The following is a 24,874-nucleotide window of genomic DNA, read 5'->3' as shown; positions in this document are numbered from 1 at the left end:
TCTTTATAATTGTTGGTTAACGAAGCTCAACATACCATCGGCAGCGGAGATCACTTTCGAGTTCATCTCATAAGCGCGCTGTGTCGTGATCATATTGACCAACTCTTCGATGGAATTTACGTTAGAGGATTCCAACATCCCCTGGCTTAAATAACCCAGACCATCCTGCCCCGGAACCCCAACAATCGGCGCACCACTGGCAGTGGTCTCACCGTATAGGTTACTTCCCATAAAATGCAGACCTGTCGGGTTAATAAAGTTAGCAATAGTTAAGGCTCCCACCTCTTCCATATCCGTTTGACCACCACGAAGCACAGACACCACACCATCTTCGGCAATATTGATTTGAACGACATCTGAGTCAATCGTAATACCAGGATCGAGCAGCAAACCACTAGAGTCTACCAAATCCCCTTGACTGTTTAACTGAAACTGACCATCTCGAGTATAGGCAGTGGTGCCATCAGGCTGAATGACTTGAAAAAAGCCGGCACCTTGAATCGCCACATCCAACTGTCGATCGGTTACATTATAATCGCCAGATTCAAAGTTCTTTTGCGTGCCAGTGACACGGACACCCGCCCCCATCTGCAAACCAGATGGTAGCTCAGTATTTTGTGAAGATAAGCCACCTGGCGCACGTAATGTTTGGTACATCAAGTTTTCAAATACGGCACGGTCCTTTTTAAAGGCCGTCGTAGAAACGTTAGCTAAGTTGTTTGAGATAGTGGACAGTTGCTTGTCCATTGCCGACAAACCTGTTTTTGCAACCCATAGAGCTGAATGCATATCTACTCCTAATCTCTTTCAGTCAGCGTGTTTCTTAACTACGCTGTAAAATTCGTGCCGATGCATTTTCATTTTCACGCACCGTATTCATGACTTTAATATTCATCTCGAAGCGGCGAGACAACTCCATAATATTGGTCATCTCTTCGACAGCATTGACATTACTACCTTCTAAGAAGCCTGAAATCACCTGAACATTATTGTCAGCCACCAACAGCTCACCACTCTTAGTACGCAGCAAACCATCTTCACCTTTAGTTAAACTCTCGGGCTCAGCTGACACCAACTTAATACGGTTCAAGGCGGTTATTTGCGTGCCATCTCCGCCGCGCGGCACGATCGAAATAGTGCCGTCATCCGCAATCGTCAACTCATCAAGAGGTGGCAAAAAGATAGGGCCAGCAGAGCCAACGATAGGTAACCCTGAACCTGTGACCAATTGCCCAGCAACAGTCAACTGCAAATCACCAGCGCGGGTATAAACCTCTTGCCCAGTACCGTCCAGCGCCGCAATAAAGCCTTTTCCTTGTACAGCAATATCCATATCACGGCCGGTTTGCTGTAAAGGCCCTTGTTCAAAGCTGGTACCAGGATTTTCAGTCATGGCGTAAACACGGGAAGGATAGTAGTCCCCGTTGACTTGCATTGAGCGAGCTTGTTCGAAATCTGAGCGGAAACCAGTTGTCGCAACGTTAGCAAGATTGTTCGCATGAATGGCTTGGGCATTCATAACTTGCGTTCCACCACTCATGGCTAAATAAAGCGCTCTATCCATACATGAACCTCATTGGCAAACTTATTAAACTGTTATTAGAGATTGTGTAACAAATAGCGTGCCAAGTTCACATTTATAAATTTTAGACATAAAAAAAGCCCAGCTAAAGAGCTGGGCTTTTCGTCTAACCATTCACTTAACGAAGGTTAATAATGGTCTGCGTTACAGTGTTTTCAGTCTCTAAGGTCTTAGAGTTGGCCTGATAGTTACGCTGCGCTTCTATTAAGGCGACCAGCTCTTCCGTCAAATCCACATTTGATTCTTCTAAAGCCCCACCTTGAATACTACCGAAAGTACCGGTATTCGGTCTGCCGATATTTGCCGCCCCCGAGTCAGAACTTGCCACCCAAGCGGTATCTCCAGCTGGCGTTAAACCATCTACGTTATCAAAATTCGCCAAGGCAATCTGACCTAAAACCGCAGTCTGCTGGTTAGTGTAACTTGCGATCAACAAACCATCCTCATCAAAGCTTACACCTTGAAGCTCACCTGCCGCATAGCCATCTTGTCTAAAGGTGTCAGAACTAGACAGCGCGTATTGAGTTGAATCCCCTAGATCAATCTCTAGCACAGCATTTGAGTCAGTTGGATCCCAGCCAGTGATACTCAGTTGAGTAGGACTTGGTACCGTATAGGGCTCATAACCTGTATAAGCACCGATTAAATTACCTTCATTATCAAAACGTACAACCGTATCTTCCGGTAAATAAGGGACTATTTGAGTTTGTGGCAAACCTGTTACCGGATCAATCGCTTGCAACCCGGTCAAAGGATCAATCACTGGCTGAGGAACTGGATTGTTAATCTCCCCATCGACTGTGACTTTCATTTCCCAAGTATTGTTTTCACCTTGCTTTATGAAATAGTAGCCAATGGTATGCTCTTCGCCTAAAGCGTCATAAATAGTATTGGTATTACTGTAAGTGTAAGATTTCGGATCGGCTGGATCAAAAGTCGGACGTGCAAAGTTATCCGGCGTCGCGATCTCGGGCTGCGCTCCATCGAAATCGAAGGTCAAGCCTGCAACCGTAATACCTGTTACCGCCGCAGGATCACCTAGCGTAACGTTTGTACCATCACCTACGTAGATTGGTGCAAAAGGCGTCTGACCACTAGCGGTGGTTGTTGAAAAAGAGCCATCCGCATCATCAAAAACCACATAAGTCTCAGACAAATAGGGCAACCCTGTAGTAGGATCATTCTGCTCACCATCAACCGTTGCATAAACCTGATAAGTATTTGGTGCATCTGACTTTGCATAATACAAGGTTACTGCTTGAGGCGTCGCTGGTGGAGCAGGAGAAGTATTTGCTGTTTGAGTAAACGTGTAGGTATCAGGGTCACCTGGATCAAAAGAAGCCTCAATAAAAGGAGGTACATCATCCAAACGAGAATCCAAATTAAACTCTAACTCGACCGCTGTAGATGCCTCAGGAGCAATACGCTCTGTAGGCACCTGAAGATCTTCTAAGGCACCACCGATGATACCATTAACCGCATTGTAACCCTGCACATAGGCGCCATCATTCGTAACCAGATAACCTTCTTCATTAAGCTTAAAGTCACCTGCTCGCGTATAGGCCTGCGTGCCCCCCACATCCAGAACGAAAAAGCCTGTACCATCAATTGCAAGATCTAAATTATTGTCTGTGTAGGAAATATTGCCCGCAGAAAACTCTTGCGCAATATTGTTAACCGCTACACCGCTACCAATCGTATTACTACTGCCAGCACCAATAACGTTAGTGTTATACAAGTCACCAAACTCGACACGTGATTTTTTAAAACCCGTTGTATCTGAGTTGGCGATGTTATTACCTGTTGTGCTGAGAAAGTCAGCGGATGCTTTGATACCTGAAAGTGCTGTATTAAAACCCATAATATTCTCTCCCGCTAACCTACAATATCCAGTTCATCAGATAAAGGTAGCTTGCCGTAGTTGGCTACATTAAGTGTGGAACCTTCGCTACCATTAATAGTAACACCGTTAATCCTCGCTGGCGTTTGGATACCTAGCTGAGTCACTTCACCTTCGGCATTCGTTGAAGTAGCCTTGAAAGTATACATGCCACTCGGTACAAAATTACCATCGCCATCTGTACCATCCCACTGAAACTCTTCATCTGTCAAAGCAAACTTATCAACTATTTGACCTGCGCTATTAATAATCTGCAGCTCATTTTTCACTGCATCATCAGCAAAGGACGTTTTCAGCATAGTTGGATTACCCTCTGCGACCGGCGCAGTGTCCTGATCCACGTAGACATATCGACCCACCAGTGTAGACGCAGTCAATGCCTGACTAGATATCAAAGACTGCGACAAATTTTCCATTTCATCAGCCATCTTTGTTAGACGCTCAAGGGAACTAAATTGAGCCATCTGTGACACCATGTCTCCAGAGTCTTGTGGTTTGGTCGGATCTTGGTTCTTGAGCTGCTCAATATAAAGACGCATAAACACGTCCTGATTAGCCAAACCATCAGCACTTTCTGTGCTGGCGCCCGCCGTATTGTTACCAACCCCAGTTTTTGCTTTCGCTTCTTGTGTGCCGTACTGGGCAATCAAGCCAGACAGCGCAGTATTTGTATTGATATCAGCCATCACTCACCCCCTTAGGCTTGCCCTAGGGTCAACATTTTCTGCATCATACTTTTAGCAGAATTCATAATTTCAACGTTGGTTTGAAACGAGCGCGATGCAGACATCATATCGGCCATTTCTTCTACTGGATTCACATTAGGATAAAACACATACCCTTCTTCATTGGCCATCGGGCTATTTGGTTCATAGCGTGGTTGAAGAGGCGCATCCGATTCCACAATGCCCGCAACGTGCACACCAAGACCAGAACTCGCTTCTAGGCCATCGTCTGAGGCATTCCAGCCACGTTCACGCATAGCCTCTGTCATCATTTGTTCAAACACAGGCTTGCGCGCGCGATAAGTTTGATCAGCCGAACTCGCCACACTTTCCGCATTGGCGATGTTCGAGGCAACGGTATTGAGGCGCACCGTTTGGGCACTTAGGGCTGACCCGGATATGGCAAAAATATTATTCAATGACATTATTATTGTCCTCCAGCCAGCGCTTTCTTCATACCACTGATCTTTCTATTTAAAAACAAAAAACTGGTGTCGAATTGCAAGGAGTTTTGAGCAAATTCAGCTTGTTCACGCTGCATGTCTACCGTATTACCATCCAAAGAAGGCTGACTAGGATTGCGATAGAGCATGCCATCATCCGCAGCAAATGAACTCTCGGCATGAATATGTTGATCATCGTTACCAGCAAGTACCAAACGCTCTCTTTCAGTGGCAAGCATAGACTCAAATGAGATATCTCGTGCCTTATAATTTGGTGTATCCGCATTGGCGATGTTATTTGCTAACACAGAAGCGCGCGAGGTACGAAACATCAACATTTGATCATGCCCAGCAAACGCATCTTTGAAAGAAATCGACATACTACCCTCATTTACAACCGAACAGTTTTTATTCGACATACATCAAGCAAATACAATGCCAAATAAAAAACACTATATTTTTCAATATGTTAAAAATGACGAAGCACTTAAGCGGCAATAGGCGGCAAATAAAAAAAACGGCAACTTAATTTAAGTTGCCGTTTTTATGGATCTCGAACAATCAGGGTTATTTTGCTTTATAAACAATCCCTGGGTGACACTGAACAATCTCAAACATAGAGGATAATCCACTCAATGCTTCAGAGCCGCCAAGAAACAGATAACCACCGGGATTTAGCGCCGCATGCATACGCTTCAAAATATCTAACTTCATCTCAGCAGTGAAGTAGATCAGTACATTGCGGCAAAAAATCACATCAAACTTACCTAATGATGAAAACGAATCAATCAGATTCAAGTGTCGAAACTCAACTCGAGAGGCAATACTGGGTTTCACCTTCCAAGTGGTTGCACTTAGCTTATCAAAATACCGATTCTGATTTTCAAGACTTAAACCGCGGGCAATGGCCAAGCTATCGTATTCTGCTTGTTTGGCATGTTTGAGGATATTGGTACAAATATCCGTCGCAACAATTTTTTCACCAGGCTTAAGTTTACCCGGCTTAGATTGCTTAAACTCATCCAACACCATACTGATGGAATATGGCTCTTGACCCGTAGACGATGCAGCAGACCAAATTCGAATCGGTCGCTGGTCATATTGCGGAAGAATCATATCCTTCAGAATTTTAAAAGGATGAGCATCCCGAAACCACAACGTCTCGTTAGTGGTCATGGCATTGATCACTTCTTCCCTTAGTTTAGAAGTACGACCACCTCGTTCCAACGCATCAACAAGCTCTTCAATCTTTAAGAACTTTTCACGCTCTAGCAGCTTCCCAAGGCGACTAGCAACAAGATATTGCTTATTGTCACTCAGGGAGATACCACTTTCTTTTTCAAGATACTTTCGAAATCGATCGTACCCTTGAGGCGAGATAGTATTCGAACTACTCAGCATTCATGCTCCTTAGCGCAGCCATTCACATACTAGCTTAATAAAACTAAGCTTCTTCTGTTGCTGCAACCGTCTCAATTGCGATTCGCGCCAATTCATCAGGCTGGAATTTCGCCAAGAACCCGTCCGCACCAACCTTCTTAACCATCGCTTCGTTAAATACTCCACTTAGAGAAGTATGAAGCAGAATAAATAAGTCTTGTAGACGACTATCATTACGTATCGCTGTTGTTAACGTATAACCATCCATTTCAGGCATTTCAATGTCAGAAATCACCATAGAGAAATGCTCTGTCACATCCACGCCATCAGCTACTAAATTCTGTAGATATGTCAGCGCTTCTCTACCGTCACACAAAACAGTTGTCGCAAAGCCCACATCCTCCATACAACGCTTAATCTGCTTACGGGCAACAGATGAGTCATCGACGATCAGAATATGGTGCTCTTTCGCATTTGTTTGAATGTCCTCTGTGACAATACCTGCAGAAATATTTTGACGCATTGGCGCCACTTCAGACAGGATTTGCTCAACATCAATGATTTCAACCATCTCCTTGTCTACTTGACATACCGCAGTAAGGTAGTTGTCATTTGATAGACCTTTTGGTGGCGGCTGAATGTCGCTCCAGTTCATGTTGACAATACGCTCTACTCCGCGCACCAAGAAACCTTGAATACGTCGGTTGTACTCCGTGATAATTACGAAGCAGTGCTGAATGTTTTCGATCGGGCTAGCCCCTGTCGCCAACCCCAAATCTAAAATAGGAATGGTGCCACCGCGAATATGAGCAACGCCTCGCACTACAGGGCTACTGTGAGGCATAGTTGTAAGCTTAGGGCACTGCAACACTTCTTTCACTTTAAAAACGTTGATACCGTATATCTGCTTACCATTTAACCGAAAAAGCAATAATTCAAGACGGTTTTCTCCGACGAGTTGGGTTCGTTGGTTTACGCTCTCGAGAACTCCGGCCATAAAAGCCTCCTAAAATATGCGCTCTAAATAACAGGGAATACCTATTATTATGAAAATCCCTCATCAAATGATAGAGTGATTCCGTTGTTTTTACTAACCCAAGTCGACATCCTTGGAGATTTACGATGGGTCGCGTCAAGCTTCTGACCATATTACTCTTTTTTCTTTGCAGTTGGAGTAGTGCGTCACAATTAGAAACTCAAATCGAACAATTCATTCAACAAATAGAATACAAACGATTACAAAGCATTTATCCCAATGCTCGAATTAGCATAACAGTACAGAATAAAGTCGCACTGGATTACCTTCCTGATTGCAATCATCCCATTTCGATTGACAACCAGCGCCCCGAAGCGGTTAACCGAACGACCTATGCCATCAGCTGCGAAAACCCTGTATGGAAGTCCTATGTACCAGTCGAACAAAGCATCTTAATTGAAGGCATAAAAGCCATCGCCCCCATCTCTCGAGGAGAGCGTATTACCACACAGAATACCGATATCGGTGAAATTGATCTAGCAACCTTAAGAGGACACTTATACACCAGTGCCAACCCTCCTTACGGATTGGTAGCATCGCGCAATATCCGTATCAATAACTTTATAACGGATCAAGTTACCGAACTGCCAGACCTCATTAAGAAAGGCAGTAACATACTTATTACAGCCCAAAGTAACAGTATAGTGGTTAGAATGAACGGTGTCGCTTTGGAGGATGGCGTAAAAGGCCAGCAGATTCGCGTTCAAAACGTCAGTTCTGGTCGAATTGTGTACGGAAAAGTTGTCAGTGATGGTGAGGTTTTAGTAAACTACTAGTTAGTAGCGACTTGCTATCTTCAGTTAAAAATTGTTGAAAATAATTTCTAAAGTTTCAACGTGCTCGACCGATAACTGAGTTAGCGGACTAATTCTGGAGGCAAGCATCATGGCAATGAACATTTCGGGCGTTGGTACACCACCAACACTCTCATCGACCAAAAACGATCGTGTTAAGAATGACGAAACCAATACCACGTCTTCTGGCACAAACGTTAATAGTAAAGAAGGCCTTTCTGACGATACTGTACAACTAAGCAGTGTTGCTCAGTCTCTACAAGTCAAAAGCTCTGACTCTGAAGCGAGTGTGGACATGGATAAAGTAGAACAAATCAAACAAGCCATTGCTGCAGGTGAGTACAAGATCGATACTCAAAAACTTGCCAGCAATATGATGGCAATGGACGAGCTGTTTAGTTAACTAAACTCTCGCCCTCATTATGATCCCGCTTGCCCCCCTCTTTACTCAGATCAAAGAGAACCTCGAACAGCTGTTTGAGGTTCTTATCAGAGAGCGCTCAGCTTTAGCCATCGCTACGCCTGATGATATCCTGCAACTTGCATCCGAGAAAAAGGTATTGCTCGATAATATCGATAGCGCGAATGCAAAACGTCAAAGCATGCTCATCAAATTTGGCATCCTCAATCCAAAGAAACCATCCGACGAAGACTTCCTCAACTGGCTCAACAACCAAGAAGGCCTTGACGACATCAAGCAACTGGTTGCTGACTGCAATGCTTTATTAGACCGCTGCAAACAAGCAAACAACACCAATGCACAGATCCTAGGCACACTGCAGAAGCGCAATAAAGACATGTTTGAAATGTTGCAGGGACATAACCGTAAAAATAAAGTTTACACAGCGTCCGGTGGCACTCGCCCGATTAGTAGCAAACACACCATTGGCAGAGCCTAAGTTTTCGCCAACAACTCTATATAAAACAGTAAGCTAGCTAAACACCCTCTTGGTATCCAAGACTCAAATTGATATACTTCACGGGTTGTGTCTCCATAGGTAAACGGGATATACCTGCTGCCTCCTAAGCGGCCATTCCAGGTTCGAGTCCTGGTGGAGACGCCATAGTTTATCTAAGTAGCGCTTTTTCGCCCCTAAAACCAAGTTTTAGAGCACACCTAACCAAACCGCACACAGTTATCCCCATTTTGCTCACGAAACGACCATAAGGGTGGTAGTTTTAGCGTAATTCGCTATCATGCCGCTTTTGTGTTTGAAATAGAGACCATTGCGTGAAACAAGTCATTGTTATAGGTGCAGGACCAGCCGGTTTGATGGCCGCAGAAGTCATTCAGGCTGCGGGACATCAAGTACATGTCTACGATGCTATGCCAAGTGCTTGCCGTAAGTTTTTGCTTGCTGGCATTGGCGGCATGAATATTACACACTCCGAGCCCTACGAAGACTTTATTACGCGCTACTACGACAAGGCCAAATGGCTCGAACCAACGATCAAAGCTTTTGACGCTGATGCGCTACGCCAATGGATTCACGATTTGGGGATTGAGACGTTTGTGGGCACTTCTGGTCGAGTATTTCCAGAAAAAATGAAGGCTGCCCCGCTGTTACGTAATTGGCTCAAACGCCTCAAAGACGCAGGCGTTGAATTTCATATGCGCCATAAATTAATTGCCTTAGAAGGCCTGCAGGCTACCTTTAATTACGAAGGTTTAGACAAAACCAAGAGCGCTGATGCCATTGTCTTAGCATTAGGCGGGGCCAGCTGGCCAAAACTTGGCTCTGATGGTAAATGGGTCGGCTTTTTATCACGTCAAGGCGTCGAGATTACCCCTCTTGAAAGCACTAATTGTGGCTTTTATAGCAATTGGAGTGAACACTTACAAACCAAGCTTGCCGGCGCTCCTTTGAAAGGCGTTAGCTTTACGATGAAGCTACCTAGTGGAGAAACAATGGAGCGCAAAGGCGAATGCATCGTCACACGTGACGGCATGGAAGGCAGCCTAATTTACGCTTTCTCAAAGTATCTACGTGACGCGATTAATCTACGCGGCGAAGGTAAACTCACCATTGATTTACTACCGGATCTGAGCCGTGATCAACTGGTGCAGAAACTTAGCAATATCAAACCAAAAGAATCTCTGGCTAAATACCTTAAGCGTACCATTAAGTTAGATAGCATTAAGTCGGCACTACTGTATGAAGCGTACCAGAAAGAAGCCTTTGATACGCCAGAGAAACTTGCCCGCTGTCTGAAATCCATTCCGATCTCATTTTACAAAACTAAGCCCTTAGACGAAGTTATTTCCTCCGCTGGCGGTATCAGTCAAAACAGTGTTAACCAATACTTTATGCTAAAGAAAATACCAGGGGTTTTCTGTGCCGGAGAAATGCTAGATTGGGAAGCGCCCACAGGTGGTTACTTGCTGACGGCCTGTTTCGCCACTGGGCGCATGGTGGGGGAAGGCGTTACGCGTCTTTTGGCGGATTAACGCCCTTAGGATAAGGCATTGTCCTTAAGCGCTTGCCAAAACTGCAGCACATTGGGGTTGATGTTATTGCGTGCTCGATAGACGCGAATTTCTAACGGCACGTTCCAATTCACCGCTCCGGCAAGTGTTAATGTGCCATAATTCAACGAATCTGCCACCAAACGCTTGGGTAACCAACCGATACCAAAACCTTCTTTCACCATGGCCTTAATGCTGGCTGCATGGATATTACTGGCCAGTATCTGTAGTTGAGGCACTTCGTGTTGGCGCTGTAAATGATGCTGCACCGCAGGAGCAAGAAAGGTAGCGTCATCGTAGGCGATATAAGGAATCGGTTGTTTACGACTGCCGGGCAATTCAAAGCTAGGTCGTCCCTGCTTGTCGGTTGCTACGCAAGGAACGAGAATCTCACGGCCGATGGTGACACTGTCGAAGTTTTCCTCATCTAGCTCCTTTAAGAACCCCATCGCAGGATGCCAGAAACACAGCATTAAATCGGACTCATTGGCCGTCATTGCATTAATAAAATCGGCTCCAGCCCAAGAACTCGACTTCATATTCACATCAATACGTAGCTCTAAACGCTGACACAGCGGCTCAACAAATTCACGGTAATAGCCTAAAAACAGGGACTGTGTCGTGATAAAGCGGATCTGCGATTGCTCTTGCTCTTTAATTTCCAGACAACGAGCTTTCGCATCACGTAACTGACGTGTGATCAACTCTGCACTTTGCAAGAAGATCTCACCTGCAGGCGTAAGCGACAGTGGTAACGTGTTGCGATCAATCAAAGTCACTTTCATTTCTTCTTCGAGCAGCTTGATTCGTCGACTAAAGGTCGGCTGTGTCACATTCTGTTCATCCGCAGCCCTAGAGAAATGGCGCGTCTTAGCTAAGGCAATAAAGTCTTCCAACCACCTTATTTCCATGAACGCCCCTCCGCCACCGCATGACACGCGACTTGGCTGCCATCGGCTTGCAGTTCAAGCATAGGAATCTGTTCGTAGCAGCGCTGATTAGCCAAGGGGCAACGTCCACAGAAACTACAACCCACAGGCTTTTCTAGGGGCGTCGGCACTTCACCAGAAAGATGAATCGGCTCCAAGGTCAGATTATCAAGCCGTGGAATTGAGGATAATAGAGCTTGGGTATAAGGGTGTTTAGGGGCTTTAAATAGGGTCTCTCGAATGGCGACTTCACACACTCGACCGAGGTACATTACCGCCACCCGTGTTGCGAAATGTTCAACCACCGCAAGATCATGGGTAATAAAGAGATAGGTCAAGCCGAGCTCTTGCTGTTTATCCATCATCAAATTCAGCACTTGGGCTTGCACCGAAACGTCCAACGCCGCCAATGGCTCGTCCGCAACAATCAACTCAGGTTCAACCGATAAGGCACGCGCCAGTGAAATACGCTGACGTTGACCGCCGGAAAACTCGTGAGGATAACGATCTTCAGCATCCTTACTAAGCCCTACGGATTGCAAAAGTTCGGCAATAAAAAGATCCACTTGATGTCGATCCCAATCCCGATGATGTAAGACGATTGCTTCGCGCAAAATTTGATACACCGTCATACGAGGGTTGAGTGAAGCGTATGGGTTTTGGAACACCATCTGCATTTTCTTGCGATAGCGCATTCGCTGTTTATCGTTCAGCTGATCAATGCGCTGACCTTGGTATTCTATTACCCCTGCATCAGGCTGAGCCAAGCCCATCAATAGTCTGGCTAGGGTCGACTTACCGCAGCCCGTCTCCCCCACCACACATAAAGTCTCGCCGCGCTCTATCTCTAAGCTGACATTATTTATTGCGTACACATGGGACGCCAAGCTGGTTTTCTTGCCTCCAAACATACGCGGCCAACGCCACTCTGAACGGGTGCGAAAGCTTTTCTCAACTTGCAGAATACGAACCAATGGCTCAGACATCTAGGTCCTCCTCATCGTATTGCGCAAACTCAGCTAACATGTCTTCCACCACGTAACAGGCCACAGTTGAAACGCCACTGTAAACAAAACCCGGTACTTTCTCGCGGCATTTGTCTTGAGCATAAGGGCAACGGGGATGAAATGCGCAGCCGCCGGGGTGCTCACTTAGAGGAGGCATGCTGCCTTGTATTTGATTCAATCGCTGTCCTGGTAATGCCATTTGCGGCAAAGCATTTAGCAAACCTTGCGTGTAAGGGTGCTGTGGGTCATTGATAATCTCGAGCGTTGGACCTTGCTCAACTATCCGCCCCGCGTACATCACCAAAGTACGCTCAGCAATACGAGACACGACGCCAAAGTCATGGGTAATTAAGATCAGCGCAACACCATTATCTAAACAAATTTGCTTAAGTAACTGCAGGATTTCAGCCTGAATCGTCACGTCCAATGCGGTTGTCGGCTCATCGGCAATAATGATTTCGGGGTTTAGCAATAACGCAATGGCGATAATCACACGCTGGCGCATACCGCCTGAAAGTTCGTGAGGATACTGATCGAAACGTTGCACAGGAGCAGCAATACGCACATGAGCCAGCTTTTCAATCGCTAATTTGCGAGCATCTTTATAGGCAATACGAGTGTGACTACGGATCGCTTCCACCATCTGATCACCAATGCTTAGCACGGGATTTAACGTAATCATAGGATCTTGGAAAATCATCGCGATCCTCTTACCTCGAACTCCCTGCCACTGTTTAGCATTAAGCTGAGTAAGCTCTTGTCCCGCCAGCTGTACAGAGCCAGCCGCTATATAACCGGGCTTGCTTAGCAAGTTCACCAAGGCATATCCCAGAATGGATTTCCCCGCTCCTGACTCACCGACAATGGCTAAGCGCTCGCCTCGATCCAAACTGAAGCTCACCTCATGCAACGCAGTCAGGTCACCGTTGCGACGTTTGAATTTGACACTTAATCCATTTACCGACAATAGACTCACATTAGCCTCCCGCCGCTTGAGGATTTAAATGATCGCGCAACCAATCGCCCAGCAGATTCATCACAAAGATCAATAGAATCAAGGTCATACTGGGAAACACACTGATCCACCAAGCCCCAGAAAATAAGTAGTTAAAGCCGGACGAAATCAAAGCACCGAGGGACGGTTGCGCTGGTGGCATTCCTAGCCCAAGAAAAGACAAGGCGGCCTCAGCAACAATTGCATTAGCGATTTGAATAGTGAGAATAACGAGTATCGGAGAGACCGTATTCGGTAAAATATGTCGCAGCATAATGCGAACCTTACTAACACCCAGTACTCGTGCAGCATCGACATACTCTTTGTCTTTTTCAGCAAACACACAAGCACGAATAATGCGTGCAAAAATCGGCCACTCAGCAATGCCAAGCACTAGAATCAACATCAGCATGGCAAGCTGCTGATAGACCGCATTGCCAAACAAGGTTTGAAACACCGCCAATACCACAATGGCGACCATCATGGTGGAAAAGGACAATTGAATATCAGCCGCACGCATTAAAAAAGCGTCTAATCGGCCGCCAATATAACCTGATAGCAAACCGATCGTGCCGCCCATCAGTAATTGGATCAAGACAGCGCAGACGCCAATTGTGAGCGACAAGCGCGTACCATAAAGGATCACTGATAACAGATCCCGGCCTTGGGTATCCGTGCCCAAGAGAAAACGCCCATCACCTGTTTGCCAATAGGGCGCCAACTCAGCATTTTCCAAGTCCATAAAATCAACGCTGTTGACATCGTATGGGGCTAAAAGAGGCGCTAACAGCGCCACCAAGCAGTAAAGTGCAAAAATACACAATGCAAACAAGGCCAACTTATCACCACGCATGGCTGAGAGCACATGTCGCACCCGCGTCGTATGCTCCGCAACCCCCTGTGGGCGATGCCAAATATTCATGAACCATACCCCGGCAAGCGCACTCTCGGATTCACTAAGCTATAGACCAAATCTACCACCGTATTGGTGACCACAAAAATCACACCAACCACCATTAAATAAGCAGAAATTAAAGGCACATCGACACGTGTCACGGCTTCCATAAACAGCAGTCCCATCCCGGGCCATTGAAAAATACTTTCCGTCAGGATGGTATAAGCCACCAAAGTACCGACTTGAATCCCTGCGACGGTAATCACGGGTAACATGGTATTTTTTAAAGCGTGCACAAAATAAATACGTGACGCCGAGATCCCTTTTGACCAAGCGTAGCGGATGTATTCACTTTGCAAAGCATCAATCATCTCCGCTCGAATCAAACGAATAAACATAGGCGTCAACACAAACGCCAGCGAGAAGCTTGGTAACAGCAAGTGCAATAAGCCATCTTTGTTAAACAACCCGGATTGCCAAAGCCCCATAACCCAAGTAGTTTCACCACGCCCAAAGCTCGGTAATAAACGCCATTCAATGGCAAAGAAGTACATTAGAAATACTGCGACTATAAAAATGGGGACAGATAACCCTAACGTACTGAAAATCAGAATGGCCCGTGAAAGCAGGCTTTTGGGATGAATGGCTGCGACGACGCCAAGTGGCGTAGCCAATAAAATCACCAACACTAAGGCACTGAAAGACAACTCTAAGGTAGCGGGCAAACGGCTAAGAATGATGTCCAAGGTCGCTTCTTTATAGTAATAAGACGTCCCCAAATCTCCCTGTAAGGCACGGCCAAGAAAACGCCCATATTGAACCAGCAAAGGATCATTCAAACCTAAGTCTTGCTGCAAAGCGAGGCGATCTTGTTGAGGCACAGACTGCCCCACCATTTGCTGTACAGGATCTCCTAGTTTGTCCTGAATCATAAAGCTGATAACGCTTATGATCAGTAATACAAACATAGCCTGCAATAGCCGCCGCCCAATAAATCTTAACATGCTGTTATTCCCTAACTTCTAAATCCCCCCAATAGGGGAAATTTAAAAAGTTTACCACGCTAGCTAAATTCACATGCGCTTTAGCAGCCCAAATAATTGGTTGCCAGTAGAGCGGTATTACCAGCGCTTGCGCTGCCACATGGGCTTCGATGCCTTGTAAAATTCGCTCCCGCTGCTCAGGCTTCATTTCATTATTCGCCAGCGTGATGCCCTGATCAATCAGAGCATCGCAAAAACCACCAGAGTTGTACGCGCCTAAGCCACTCTGTTGATCACGGCAGGCTAGGATAAACTCAAAAATGTTATTGGAATCAAAGGTATCAGACTGCCAGCCGAGCATCATGACATCCGCAGCACGTTGATCAAACAATTGAAAATACTGAGCTTTGGGGAAGGTTTTTAAATCCACTCGAATATTAATTTTCTCAAGCATAGCGGCGGCGGCCTGTGCGACACGCTCGTCACTCATATAGCGGTTATTGGGCGCCATCATGGAAATGCGAAAACCTTGCTCATAGCCCGCTTCTGCCATCAGCTGCTTTGCCTTGGCCAAATCAGACTCTGGCAACAGTGTACTCAGATGACCAGCAAATGCGTCAGCACTTAACTGGCCGGCGGCCTCACCGTATCCACGCAAAATTTTCTCAACGATCAAAGCTTGATTAATCGCCAAGTTCATTGCTTTACGCACACGTATGTCTTGAAACTCAACGCGACGAGCTTGGTTTAATTGCAGCATAACAATACGCGTGCCCGTTAAAGCCAAAAAGTTAATATCAGGTGTACTCTGCACCCGAGCAATATCAATCGGTGCCACAGGAGAAATGACATCCACATCCCCTGTCAGCAACGCCGCTAATCGGGTGGAGTCGGAGCGAATGGTAATCAGCTCTAACTGTTTAAGATTACCTCTGGAAGACTTATCCCAATAGTGGGGATTGCGCTCTAAAACAAGCTTCTGTCCTGCAATGCGCTGTTTAACTTGGAACGGACCAGAGCCAGAAACATTTTTTGCCGCGAAAGTTTGACCAAACTTGATGATCTCAGCACGCCCTTGATAGAAAGCTTTATCAATGACAAATACATAGGCCAAACTGTTCAAGAGCAAAGGATAAAGGTCTGTTGTGTGGATATCGACGGTATAATCGTCGATCTTGTCCACATTTTGCACGACATTAAAGAGCCCTTTGAAGTCGGTCGAGAGTTTCAGACGATCCATTGTGAATAAAACATCGTCTGCATCCATTCTATTACCAGAATGAAATGTCACATCATCACGCAGGTGCAAACGAAGGGTTCGTTGATCTAGTCTTTCCCATGAGGAAGCTAAACGGGGTTCAAAGGTTCCATCTTGGCGCCAACGCACAAGCGGATCAAACACCGCATGGGAATATTGAATACCCGCCTCAGACAGCTGTTCATGGGGATCTAGTGAAATGGGATCGGCATCAACGGCAATGCGTAAATCCGCCCCATAACAAACACTCGCCAGACAACCTATCCACCAAAGTAGAAGAAGACGACGTAACATGTAGATTCCTTTTGCAAGAGCGCAACAAGCCTCTACAAATGAGAGGCTTGGACGTTTTCTTTATTATAAGAGTATTTTTTTGACCATTTGGTTATGAAAAACAGTATAGAAAACCATCGGCACTTCGACTAGTAAAGAATGAAAGGAAGTAAGTCTCCCCCTAACCTAAAACCGTCAAGCGGCCCCTGCTAAACTGTCTAAACGGCTCTCCTCCACAGCATGGCAGGCAATCAGATGGCCATTATTCGTACTGCGTAATACAGGTGTTTCGCTACGACAGCGGTCATTGGCATATTGACACCGACCATGGAAAGCACAGCCACTGGGCGGATTAAGCGGTGATGGTAACTCCCCTTTAAGCTTAATGCGTTGTCGACGCTTATCCCTCGATAATTGCGGCGTACTTGATAGCAATGCCTGAGTATAAGGATGTTTTGGGTTAGTAAACACTTCCTCACAAGTACCATGTTCAACCACTTTACCGAGGTACATCACCATCACTTCGTCGGCGATATGCTCCACCACAGACAGATCATGGGAAATAAACACATAACTCAGACCAAATTCTTGCTGTAGGTCCATCATCAAGTTCAATACTTGCGCTTGCACCGACACGTCCAAGGCCGAGACGGGCTCATCCGCTACGATCACTTCTGGATCAAGCATCAAACCACGAGCAATGGCGATACGCTGACGCTGACCACCGGAGAACATATGTGGATAGCGATCATAGTGCTCAGGTTTTAGACCCACTTTGGCCATCATTTCCAGCGCCTTAGCTTTGCGCTCGGCTTTACTCAGCTTAGTATTGATTACCAAGGGTTCTTCTAAAATCGCGCCGATCTTCTTACGCGGATTTAAAGAACCATAAGGGTTTTGGAAAATGATCTGAATTTTCTGACGCAGCTCTTTTTGCTGCTCTTTAGACAGAGTCAGCAAGTCTTCTCCACGAAAATTTAACTGACCATCGGTCGGCGTTTCGATCATGGTGAGCATACGCCCCAAAGTCGATTTACCACAGCCTGACTCCCCCACTACCGCTAGGGTTTTGCCTTTCTCAAGAGTGAAGCTCACACCATCCACCGCTTTCACTGTCGCATCGGGTTTGAATAGGCCTTGCTTCACTTGATAGTGCTGCTTCAAATTATGGGCATTTAAAACGAGTTCTTGGCTCATGCGGCGGGTCTCCCCTGAGTATTCAGTGGTGTATGACATTTTACTTGGCGCTCTAACGAACCTTGACTGGTAGGTTCCACATTGCGGCAATGATCCGTAACGTATGGACAACGCGGACTCAACAAACAGCCTTTCGGTCGATCGTATTGCCCAGGCACTACGCCTGGTAGTGCTTGTAAACGAGCCCTCCCGGCCGCAGACTCAGGTAATGAAGCGAGCAAAGCTTGCGTATAAGGATGCTTAGGTGCGCTGAACACTTCGCTCGCAGGGCCACTTTCAACGATCTGCCCTGCGTACATCACGATCACTCGATGCGCCACCTCGGCCACCAATGCCAAGTCGTGGGTAATCAGCACCAACCCCATTTGCTTCTCTTTTTGTAGATCAATCAATAGATCAATGATCTGCGCTTGAATGGTCACGTCGAGCGCCGTCGTCGGTTCGTCGGCAATCAAAAGTTTAGGATTACAAGCAATGGCGATGGCGATCATCACCCGCTGGCTCATACCACCAGACAACTGATGCGGATAGGCACTTAAACGACTCTCTGGGGCTGGAATCCCCACTAGCGTCAATAACTCAATAGCGCGATGTTTCAGCTCTTTCTTGGTGCCGCCTTGATGTGTTTTCAGTGCTTCAATGATCTGATAACCGACGGTAAAACATGGGTTTAAACTGGTCATCGGATCTTGGAAAATCATGGCAATATCTGAGCCCGTAATCTTTCGGCGCTGCGCCTCGGGCATGGATAGCAAATCCTGGTCCATAAAGGTCAGCTGATCAGCACTGACTTTTCCCGGATAATCAATTAAGCCCATTAAAGACAAAGAGCTCACACTTTTACCAGAGCCGGATTCTCCGACAATACCCAGCACTTCCCCTTCGTTCACACTGTAGCTGATCTGGTCGACCGCACGGAAATTACCAAAGGTGACGGATAAATTTTCTAACTTAAGTAAAGACATAAGTGCTCCTACTGCTTCAACTTCGGATCTAAGGCATCACGAAGGCCGTCACCCATTAGATTAAATGCCAATACGGTCAACAGAATCATCAGGCCTGGGAAGGTCACCACCCACCACGCACGCTGCACGAACTGCAACGCATCCGCCAACATACTGCCCCATTCTGGGGTTGGGGGCTGAGCACCTAGACCAAGGAAGCCCAATGCGGCCATGTCTAAAATGGCACTAGAGAAGCCAAGCGTGGCTTGTACAATCAAAGGCGCGACACAGTTCGGTAGAATGCAGATAAACATCAAACGTAGTGGGCTCGCACCAATCACTCGGGAAGACGTCACATAGTCACGGGACATTTCCGCCATGGTCGCCGCACGGGTCAAACGCACGTAATGCGGTAATGAAACAATCGAAATCGCTAAGGCTGCGTTAACAATGCTCGGACCTAATACCGCCACGATGGCAATCGCTAGCAATAGACTCGGCATGGCCAGCATGATGTCAACGATACGCATAATGATGGTATCCACCACGCCCTTGCAGTAGCCCGCCACAAGACCTAACAAAATGCCCATAAACAATGAGGCCGTGACCGCCACTAAGCCAACGGACAGCGACAAACGTGCGCCGTGGATAATACGCGACAAGATGTCACGACCGACATCGTCCGTCCCGAGGACATAGGCCCAATTTCCGCCTTCCATCCAAGCAGGCGGCAGCAATAAAGCGTCGCGCGCTTGATCCGATGGCGAATGCGGCGCCACCACATCGGCAAACAGCGCCATCAAACAGATCACAATGATAAACACTAGACCGCTGACCGCGCCCTTATTACCTTTAAAGTAATACCAGAACTCTTGTAACGGAGTACGCGGTGCTGGTGCTTGTAACGTTGCAATAGTCATAGCGCCTCCTTAACGGCTGTGTCGAATGCGTGGGTTAACAATACCGTAGGTAATATCAACCATGAGGTTCACCACAATGATGATGGTGGCAACGATTAAGATACCGCCCTGTACGACCGGATAGTCACGGCGGCTGATGGATTCAATCAACCACTTACCAATACCCGGCCAAGCAAACACGGTTTCCGTTAGAATCGCGCCGGAAAGCAAAATACCCACCTGCAAACCAATGACTGTAATGACTGGAATAAGTGCGTTTCGTAAAGCATGGATAATAATCACACGCCACGGGGCGATGCCTTTGGCGCGGGCGGTACGGATGTAATCTTCGCTTAACACTTCCAACATAGAGGAGCGCGTCATACGAGCGATCACCGCCATCGGGATGGTGCCAAGGACAATACTTGGCAAAATAAGATGCGCAACGGCAGAAGAAAAAGCGCCGTCTTCTCCTGAAAGGATAGAGTCAACCAGCATAAAGCCTGTCACATCATCAATCCAATAGACTACATCGATGCGCCCTGATACGGGTGTCCAACCGAGCGTTACGGAGAAAATCAGCATCAATAACAGTGCCCACCAGAAGATCGGCATAGAATAACCAGTCAACGAGAAAGTCATTACTGAATGATCAAATAAGGTGCCACGCTTCACGGCCGCAATCATACCGGCTGGAAGTCCCACAAAAATGGCGAAGATAGCAGCACAAAAGGCCAGCTCAATGGTCGCGGGAAACAGGGTGAGAAATTCACTGAGCACAGGCTCTTTGGTAACCAAGGAATTGCCTAGGTCGCCTTGTAAAACACCTGTGACGTAATGGAAATATTGCACATACAGCGGTTGGTCAAAGCCTAGTTGTGCGCTGAGTTCGGCATGGCGTTCTGCACTGACGCCGCGTTCACCAGCCATCACCTCAATCGGGTCACCTGGGATCAAACGAATCAGAGTAAACGTCAGCAGGGTGATCCCGATGAAGGTTGGAATCACGAGACTTAATCGTCGAAAAATAAATTGAAACATACGGAGTGGCTCTCTTATTGAGTTGAACGAAGCAGGCCTTGTGAGCCTGCTCGATCAACAGGACTTGTCTGCTTCCACGCTGACTAAGCCCCGTTTTGAGCGCAAAGCGCTTGGACTACTTCTCTAGACTTACGTTATAGAAGTAGTGACCGCCAAGTGGGTCAATTTTGTAGCCTTTCACTTCCTTACGAATTGGCTCGTAAACAACTGAGTGAGCCACTGTCACCCAAGGTGCTTCACGTTTAAATACTTGCTGAGCTTGTTCGTACAACTTAGTACGTTCAGCCTTATCAGAGGTTTGCTTCGCCCCTTTTAGAAGACCGTCAAACTCTTCGTTACACCACTGCGCACGGTTCGAACCACCAACACCATCACAGCCCAGCAGTACATACATAAAGTTATCTGGGTCACCGTTATCACCGGTCCAACCTAGCAATACGGTATCGTGCTCGCCTTTTTTCGAACGGTTTAGGTATTCACCCCATTCGTAGGAAACGATCTCAGCGTCAACACCCACTTTTTTCCAATCTTCTTGGATGATTTCCGCCATACGACGGGCATTCGGGTTGTAAGGACGCTGTACTGGCATGGCCCAGATATTGGTTTTAAAGCCGTTCTCGTAGCCCGCTTCTTTTAGCAGCGCTTTGGCTTTGACTGGATCGTACGAGTAATCCTTCACATCGTTATTGTAAGACCACATAGTTGGTGGGATTGGGTTCTTAGCTACTTTACCCGCGCCTTGGAATACCGCATCAATGATGGCGTTTTTGTTGGTCGCGTAGCTTAGTGCCTGACGAACTTTAGTGTCCGTGAACGGTGCTTTTTGCGTGTTAAACGCCAAGTAACCCACGTTTAGACCTTCTTGACTCATCAAGTTGATATCACTATCCGCTTGCATTTGCTCAAGGTCAGCAGGATTAGGGTACGGCATTACATGACATTCGCCCGCTTTCAGTTTCGCATAACGAACCGACGCATCAGGCGTGATTGAGAAGACTAGACGATCAATGCTCGCTTTACCCTTCCAGTAATCCTCAAATGCTGTGTAGCGAATCAAAGAGTCTTTTTGGTATTGAACCTTTTGGAATGGCCCCGTACCTACTGGGTTGATGTCCAATTGCTCTGGCGTGCCTTTCTTCATTAGGTAATCCGCTTGTTCTGCGGAGAAGATCGACGCAAAGTCCATGGCTAAGTTGGCTACAAATGGGGCTTCTGGCTGGTTTAGAACAAATTTAACCGTGTAGTCGTCCACTTTGACGATGTCTTTGATTAGGTCTTGCATGCCCATACCGTTGAAGTACTCATAAGCACCTCCCGATACACTGTGGTATGGATGCCCTTTGTCCCATTGACGAGCAAAGGTAAAGATCACATCGTCTGCGTTAAAGTCACGGCTTGGTTTAAAGTCCTTGGTGCTGTGGAATTTGACGCCTTTGCGCAAATGGAAAGTGTACTCAAGACCATCCGCCGACACATCATAGCTTTCAGCAAGACCTGGCTCAGTTTCTGTTGTACCAAGCTTGAATTCTACCAGACGGTTGAACATGTTTTTCGAGCTGGCATCAAACGTGGTACCGGATGTGTAGAACGCTGGGTTAAAGCCTTCTGGGCTGCCTTCTGAGCAGTAAACCAGTGTTGAAGCAGCGTGAGCAGAGGTGGAAATCGCACCCGCAGCCATCAACGCAAGAGGTAAAGCGGCTAACCGTTTTTTCATCTTAACTCTCCATTTCGCATAATTATTGTTCGCTCATTCTGAGCAAGACACATTCGGTGTTTCTGGTCACCGAACGTGTCGTTCTTTTGTGATGCTGGACGGTGGAGGACTGCCAATGCGGTTTAAAAGCGGCCCCGCTCAAACGCTCTTTTCGAACGGGGCGGCTTTTCCTCTTCCTTGAGGCCCCCTACACGCTTTTGCGAACTTGGTAAGAAGTGCGCAAAAACAGCGTATTTAAAGAGTACTGAACGGTGTTTAAATGACCAATCGAAATAACGATATGCTCTATACGCATTGCGTATAGAGATCTTAGATATGAAAAAATATATATTTAAATCAGATAGTTAAATTATTGTAGATACCAATTTTTTTTCAAGACACACCCAATGCAAGTTATATCAAGCCTTGTTCAATGGCATATTTTGTTAGACCTGCCAATGTATGAATGTCTAATTTATTTTTTAAATTCTGTCGGTGAGTTTCCACAGTGCGTACACTGATGTTCAACAAACTAGCCGCTTCTTTATTTGTACGTCCTGAAGTCAATGCAATCAACACATCCAGCTCACGGCGAGTTAAACAGTCCCCCGTACCTAACAACTCATCAGGCTTTTTATCCGGCACAGTAAACAACGACTGCGATGCGCCAGCACTAAAATAAGTACCGCCTTGATACACCGTTTCAATTGCCATAATCAGCTCATTGATTGACACATCTTTCAGTACATATCCGCTTGCACCGGATTGAACCAGTGACAGGATATATTCGCGATCATGATGCATGCTCAACATAAGTACTTTTATGTCAGGAAGCTCTTCTCGAAACCGTTTCGCCGCATCAATTCCACCCAATACAGGCATTGACACATCCATCAATACCACATCAGGCTTCAATTGTTGGGCCTGTTGTAATGCTTCTTCACCATTACGGGCTGTGCCCATGATTTGGATATGAGACTCAAGTTCTAAACGCGCTACTAAGCCATCTAGAACAAGAACATGATCGTCCACCAACAACACTTTGATATTAGGTCGGCTCACTTTGCGCTCCTGACATAGCTATCTCTCTGGGCACCAATGCCCTAACCGTCGTGCCAAACTCCGCTTCGCTGTCTATAGAAAACTCCCCTTCTATTAACTCCAAACGCTCACGCATATTGAACACACCGATACCACTGGCATTTTCTTCTGGGTTAAATCCTCGGCCATCATCCTTGCACTCGAAATGAAGTGCATCTTTCTGTAACCAAATTTTAATGGCGACACTTTTAGCATTAGCGTGCTTTTCTATATTCGTTAAACACTCTTGAGATAATCGATAAAGCGTAATCTCAACCTCTTCCGCTAATGCATCTAAATTAAGCGTAAATTGGTGCTCTACACTCACCTGAGTTCTTTCGGAAAATTGCTCCAACAAGCCAATCAAAGCCGCTTCCAACCCTAAGTCATCCAACAATGTTGGCCTGAGATGATGAGAAATCTGTCTGACCTCTCGTATGGTTTGCTCAATAACCTGTTCAGCCTGCTCAAGATCCGCCTGGATTGTGTCTTGATGGATGCCTTTGCGCAGTTTATTACCCACCAGCTCGATTCGAAACTTACTCGACACCAGCAGTTGATTGATGCCGTCGTGCAGCTCTCGTGAGAATTTACGCCGCTCACTGATTTGTAATCGAATAAAACGTTTTATTAGTTTTTTCAAACGCTCATCTGCTAATCGATGTTCACGTAGATTAATGAACAAACCAAGTAATAAAACCGTTGCCACCGTGAGACCTAATATAAATAACACCGTAAAAAGGCTATTAGAGATATTCTTATTCATCGACGTTTGAGCGGCATCGAGGTCTCGATAAATGTCGTCAAGGTATATTCCTGTGCCCATCATCCATCCCCACGGCTCAATCAGCACAACATAACTCAGTTTATCTTCCTGAATAAGTTGAGGCGGTTTTTCCCAAATATATCGGTGAAAACCACCGCCGGACTTCGCCGCCTCAATCAAATTCTTAATAAGAAAATCCCCCTCACGATCCTGAAACTCGAGTAAGTTTTGCCCGACAAAGTTTGGTTGGGTGGGATGAACTAAATTGATTCCGTCTAAAGTATAGGCAAAGAAATAACCATCTTCGTTGTAATTTAAGCCGGTTAATAAACGTCGCACCTGAAGCTTTGCTTGTGCTGTGGTTAAAGAAGGATCTTCAAGAATGGGGCGGATGGCAGACATCGCAATGGCAACATTGTCTTTCAATGATTGCTTTCGAGTCTCTATCATACGCTGCTCATATAACGCCAGCTCCTGCTGTGTCAGCGACTGAGCATGCGTTATCCCCAAGTAAGTAATGATAGCCGTTGCCAAAAGCAAAGGGATCACTGTCAACAAAATGATCTTGCTTTTAAGTGTCATAACAGG

At 46.3% G+C, this 24,874-nt stretch carries 25 protein-coding genes and 1 tRNA gene; 5 read left to right on the top strand and 21 right to left on the bottom strand.

What is annotated here, in order from left to right; all coding sequences use genetic code 11:
- Positions 1-3: 3 nt before the first annotated feature.
- The 8 genes from flgG to ASC49_RS03545 all read right to left on the bottom strand — a co-directional run bounded on the left by flgG (position 4) and on the right by ASC49_RS03545 (position 7,027).
- On the bottom strand, positions 4-789 hold the full coding sequence (gene flgG / locus ASC49_RS03580) for a flagellar basal-body rod protein FlgG (protein WP_055461846.1): 786 nt from the start codon (positions 787-789) through the stop codon (positions 4-6).
- A gap of 34 nt (positions 790-823) precedes the next feature.
- Entirely contained in the window at positions 824-1,564 is a 741-nt protein-coding gene (gene flgF, locus ASC49_RS03575; protein WP_055461845.1) for a flagellar basal-body rod protein FlgF, read from the bottom strand.
- A gap of 136 nt (positions 1,565-1,700) precedes the next feature.
- A complete protein-coding gene (locus ASC49_RS03570) occupies positions 1,701-3,443 on the bottom strand; it encodes a flagellar hook protein FlgE (RefSeq protein WP_055461844.1) in 1,743 nt (580 codons plus the stop codon).
- Between the two features lie 14 nt (positions 3,444-3,457).
- Positions 3,458-4,168 carry a flagellar hook assembly protein FlgD gene (locus tag ASC49_RS03565; RefSeq protein ID WP_055461843.1) on the bottom strand — a complete coding sequence of 237 codons (711 nt, stop codon included), beginning with the start codon at positions 4,166-4,168 and terminating at the stop codon, positions 3,458-3,460.
- A gap of 11 nt (positions 4,169-4,179) precedes the next feature.
- On the bottom strand, positions 4,180-4,632 hold the full coding sequence (gene flgC, locus ASC49_RS03560; RefSeq protein WP_055461842.1) for a flagellar basal body rod protein FlgC: 453 nt from the start codon (positions 4,630-4,632) through the stop codon (positions 4,180-4,182).
- 2 nt (positions 4,633-4,634) lie between these two features.
- Positions 4,635-5,030 (bottom strand): flagellar basal body rod protein FlgB, encoded by a 396-nt coding sequence (gene flgB, locus ASC49_RS03555; RefSeq protein ID WP_055461841.1) that lies wholly within the window; start codon positions 5,028-5,030, stop codon positions 4,635-4,637.
- Between the two features lie 187 nt (positions 5,031-5,217).
- A complete protein-coding gene (locus ASC49_RS03550; RefSeq protein WP_055461840.1) occupies positions 5,218-6,051 on the bottom strand; it encodes a CheR family methyltransferase in 834 nt (277 codons plus the stop codon).
- Between the two features lie 43 nt (positions 6,052-6,094).
- Positions 6,095-7,027 (bottom strand): chemotaxis protein CheV, encoded by a 933-nt coding sequence (locus ASC49_RS03545; protein ID WP_055461839.1) that lies wholly within the window; start codon positions 7,025-7,027, stop codon positions 6,095-6,097.
- Positions 7,028-7,152: 125 nt separating this feature from the next.
- Between ASC49_RS03545 and flgA the strand changes: the two genes are divergently transcribed.
- The 5 genes from flgA to ASC49_RS03520 all read left to right on the top strand — a co-directional run bounded on the left by flgA (position 7,153) and on the right by ASC49_RS03520 (position 10,309).
- Positions 7,153-7,842, top strand: a complete 690-nt coding sequence (gene flgA, locus ASC49_RS03540; protein WP_055461838.1) for a flagellar basal body P-ring formation chaperone FlgA — start codon at positions 7,153-7,155, stop codon at positions 7,840-7,842.
- A gap of 109 nt (positions 7,843-7,951) precedes the next feature.
- Complete coding sequence (gene flgM, locus ASC49_RS03535) at positions 7,952-8,263, top strand: flagellar biosynthesis anti-sigma factor FlgM (RefSeq protein ID WP_055461837.1); 312 nt, start codon at positions 7,952-7,954, stop codon at positions 8,261-8,263.
- A 19-nt stretch (positions 8,264-8,282) separates the two neighbouring features.
- A complete protein-coding gene (locus tag ASC49_RS03530; protein WP_055461836.1) occupies positions 8,283-8,759 on the top strand; it encodes a flagella synthesis protein FlgN in 477 nt (158 codons plus the stop codon).
- An 89-nt stretch (positions 8,760-8,848) separates the two neighbouring features.
- Positions 8,849-8,924 (top strand) — tRNA-Arg (locus tag ASC49_RS03525).
- Between the two features lie 167 nt (positions 8,925-9,091).
- On the top strand, positions 9,092-10,309 hold the full coding sequence (locus ASC49_RS03520; protein WP_055461835.1) for a TIGR03862 family flavoprotein: 1,218 nt from the start codon (positions 9,092-9,094) through the stop codon (positions 10,307-10,309).
- A 5-nt stretch (positions 10,310-10,314) separates the two neighbouring features.
- Here ASC49_RS03520 and ASC49_RS03515 read toward each other — a convergent pair whose 3' ends face one another.
- From ASC49_RS03515 to ASC49_RS03455, 13 genes are all read right to left on the bottom strand, one after another.
- Complete coding sequence (locus ASC49_RS03515) at positions 10,315-11,238, bottom strand: LysR family transcriptional regulator (protein ID WP_055461834.1); 924 nt, start codon at positions 11,236-11,238, stop codon at positions 10,315-10,317.
- Complete coding sequence (locus ASC49_RS03510; RefSeq protein WP_055461833.1) at positions 11,229-12,242, bottom strand: ABC transporter ATP-binding protein; 1,014 nt, start codon at positions 12,240-12,242, stop codon at positions 11,229-11,231. The genes ASC49_RS03515 and ASC49_RS03510 overlap by 10 nt, the downstream gene beginning before the upstream one ends.
- Positions 12,235-13,239, bottom strand: a complete 1,005-nt coding sequence (locus tag ASC49_RS03505; protein ID WP_055461832.1) for an ABC transporter ATP-binding protein — start codon at positions 13,237-13,239, stop codon at positions 12,235-12,237. Before ASC49_RS03505 ends, ASC49_RS03510 begins: the two co-directional genes overlap by 8 nt.
- Position 13,240: 1 nt before the next feature.
- Positions 13,241-14,179: an ABC transporter permease gene (locus tag ASC49_RS03500; RefSeq protein WP_055461831.1), complete on the bottom strand. Its 939-nt coding sequence runs from the start codon at positions 14,177-14,179 to the stop codon at positions 13,241-13,243.
- Positions 14,176-15,156 (bottom strand): ABC transporter permease, encoded by a 981-nt coding sequence (locus ASC49_RS03495; RefSeq protein WP_055461830.1) that lies wholly within the window; start codon positions 15,154-15,156, stop codon positions 14,176-14,178. The genes ASC49_RS03500 and ASC49_RS03495 overlap by 4 nt, the downstream gene beginning before the upstream one ends.
- 4 nt (positions 15,157-15,160) lie before the next feature.
- A complete protein-coding gene (locus ASC49_RS03490) occupies positions 15,161-16,687 on the bottom strand; it encodes an ABC transporter substrate-binding protein (RefSeq protein ID WP_055461829.1) in 1,527 nt (508 codons plus the stop codon).
- 174 nt (positions 16,688-16,861) lie between these two features.
- On the bottom strand, positions 16,862-17,863 hold the full coding sequence (locus ASC49_RS03485) for a peptide ABC transporter ATP-binding protein (RefSeq protein ID WP_055461828.1): 1,002 nt from the start codon (positions 17,861-17,863) through the stop codon (positions 16,862-16,864).
- The gene (gene dppD / locus ASC49_RS03480) at positions 17,860-18,828 is read right to left on the bottom strand and encodes a dipeptide ABC transporter ATP-binding protein (protein WP_055461827.1); all 969 of its coding nucleotides are present in this window, start codon (positions 18,826-18,828) and stop codon (positions 17,860-17,862) included. Before dppD ends, ASC49_RS03485 begins: the two co-directional genes overlap by 4 nt.
- An 8-nt stretch (positions 18,829-18,836) precedes the next feature.
- Positions 18,837-19,727: a dipeptide ABC transporter permease DppC gene (gene dppC / locus ASC49_RS03475; RefSeq protein WP_055461826.1), complete on the bottom strand. Its 891-nt coding sequence runs from the start codon at positions 19,725-19,727 to the stop codon at positions 18,837-18,839.
- A 9-nt stretch (positions 19,728-19,736) separates the two neighbouring features.
- Positions 19,737-20,747: an ABC transporter permease subunit gene (locus ASC49_RS03470; RefSeq protein ID WP_055461825.1), complete on the bottom strand. Its 1,011-nt coding sequence runs from the start codon at positions 20,745-20,747 to the stop codon at positions 19,737-19,739.
- Between the two features lie 115 nt (positions 20,748-20,862).
- Positions 20,863-22,461 carry an ABC transporter substrate-binding protein gene (locus ASC49_RS03465; protein WP_055461824.1) on the bottom strand — a complete coding sequence of 533 codons (1,599 nt, stop codon included), beginning with the start codon at positions 22,459-22,461 and terminating at the stop codon, positions 20,863-20,865.
- Positions 22,462-22,854: 393 nt separating this feature from the next.
- Positions 22,855-23,502, bottom strand: coding sequence for a response regulator transcription factor (locus ASC49_RS03460; protein WP_055461823.1), 648 nt, complete (start codon positions 23,500-23,502; stop codon positions 22,855-22,857).
- The gene (locus ASC49_RS03455) at positions 23,489-24,868 is read right to left on the bottom strand and encodes a cache domain-containing protein (protein WP_055461822.1); all 1,380 of its coding nucleotides are present in this window, start codon (positions 24,866-24,868) and stop codon (positions 23,489-23,491) included. The genes ASC49_RS03460 and ASC49_RS03455 overlap by 14 nt, the downstream gene beginning before the upstream one ends.
- Positions 24,869-24,874: the final 6 nt, after the last annotated feature.

It is taken from the genome of Marinomonas fungiae (genome assembly GCF_001418205.1).
Classification (GTDB): domain Bacteria; phylum Pseudomonadota; class Gammaproteobacteria; order Pseudomonadales; family Marinomonadaceae; genus Marinomonas; species Marinomonas fungiae.
Note: the sequence above shows the minus strand (reverse complement) of the source record. Positions and strands in the feature narration are given on the sequence as shown.

Coding starts and splice junctions, on each gene's coding strand:
- flgC (WP_055461842.1), bottom strand. CDS start 4,632: ATGTCATTGAATAATATTTTTGCCATATCCGGGTCAGCCCTAAGTGCC.
- ASC49_RS03545 (WP_055461839.1), bottom strand. CDS start 7,027: ATGGCCGGAGTTCTCGAGAGCGTAAACCAACGAACCCAACTCGTCGGA.
- ASC49_RS03465 (WP_055461824.1), bottom strand. CDS start 22,461: ATGAAAAAACGGTTAGCCGCTTTACCTCTTGCGTTGATGGCTGCGGGT.
- ASC49_RS03470 (WP_055461825.1), bottom strand. CDS start 20,747: ATGTTTCAATTTATTTTTCGACGATTAAGTCTCGTGATTCCAACCTTC.
- ASC49_RS03515 (WP_055461834.1), bottom strand. CDS start 11,238: ATGGAAATAAGGTGGTTGGAAGACTTTATTGCCTTAGCTAAGACGCGC.
- flgA (WP_055461838.1), top strand. CDS start 7,153: ATGGGTCGCGTCAAGCTTCTGACCATATTACTCTTTTTTCTTTGCAGT.
- ASC49_RS03490 (WP_055461829.1), bottom strand. CDS start 16,687: ATGTTACGTCGTCTTCTTCTACTTTGGTGGATAGGTTGTCTGGCGAGT.
- ASC49_RS03530 (WP_055461836.1), top strand. CDS start 8,283: ATGATCCCGCTTGCCCCCCTCTTTACTCAGATCAAAGAGAACCTCGAA.
- flgB (WP_055461841.1), bottom strand. CDS start 5,030: ATGTCGATTTCTTTCAAAGATGCGTTTGCTGGGCATGATCAAATGTTG.
- ASC49_RS03510 (WP_055461833.1), bottom strand. CDS start 12,242: ATGTCTGAGCCATTGGTTCGTATTCTGCAAGTTGAGAAAAGCTTTCGC.
- dppD (WP_055461827.1), bottom strand. CDS start 18,828: ATGTCTTTACTTAAGTTAGAAAATTTATCCGTCACCTTTGGTAATTTC.
- ASC49_RS03500 (WP_055461831.1), bottom strand. CDS start 14,179: ATGAATATTTGGCATCGCCCACAGGGGGTTGCGGAGCATACGACGCGG.
- ASC49_RS03550 (WP_055461840.1), bottom strand. CDS start 6,051: ATGCTGAGTAGTTCGAATACTATCTCGCCTCAAGGGTACGATCGATTT.
- flgM (WP_055461837.1), top strand. CDS start 7,952: ATGGCAATGAACATTTCGGGCGTTGGTACACCACCAACACTCTCATCG.
- ASC49_RS03455 (WP_055461822.1), bottom strand. CDS start 24,868: ATGACACTTAAAAGCAAGATCATTTTGTTGACAGTGATCCCTTTGCTT.
- flgF (WP_055461845.1), bottom strand. CDS start 1,564: ATGGATAGAGCGCTTTATTTAGCCATGAGTGGTGGAACGCAAGTTATG.
- dppC (WP_055461826.1), bottom strand. CDS start 19,727: ATGACTATTGCAACGTTACAAGCACCAGCACCGCGTACTCCGTTACAA.
- ASC49_RS03495 (WP_055461830.1), bottom strand. CDS start 15,156: ATGTTAAGATTTATTGGGCGGCGGCTATTGCAGGCTATGTTTGTATTA.
- ASC49_RS03485 (WP_055461828.1), bottom strand. CDS start 17,863: ATGAGCCAAGAACTCGTTTTAAATGCCCATAATTTGAAGCAGCACTAT.
- ASC49_RS03565 (WP_055461843.1), bottom strand. CDS start 4,168: ATGGCTGATATCAATACAAATACTGCGCTGTCTGGCTTGATTGCCCAG.
- flgG (WP_055461846.1), bottom strand. CDS start 789: ATGCATTCAGCTCTATGGGTTGCAAAAACAGGTTTGTCGGCAATGGAC.
- ASC49_RS03570 (WP_055461844.1), bottom strand. CDS start 3,443: ATGGGTTTTAATACAGCACTTTCAGGTATCAAAGCATCCGCTGACTTT.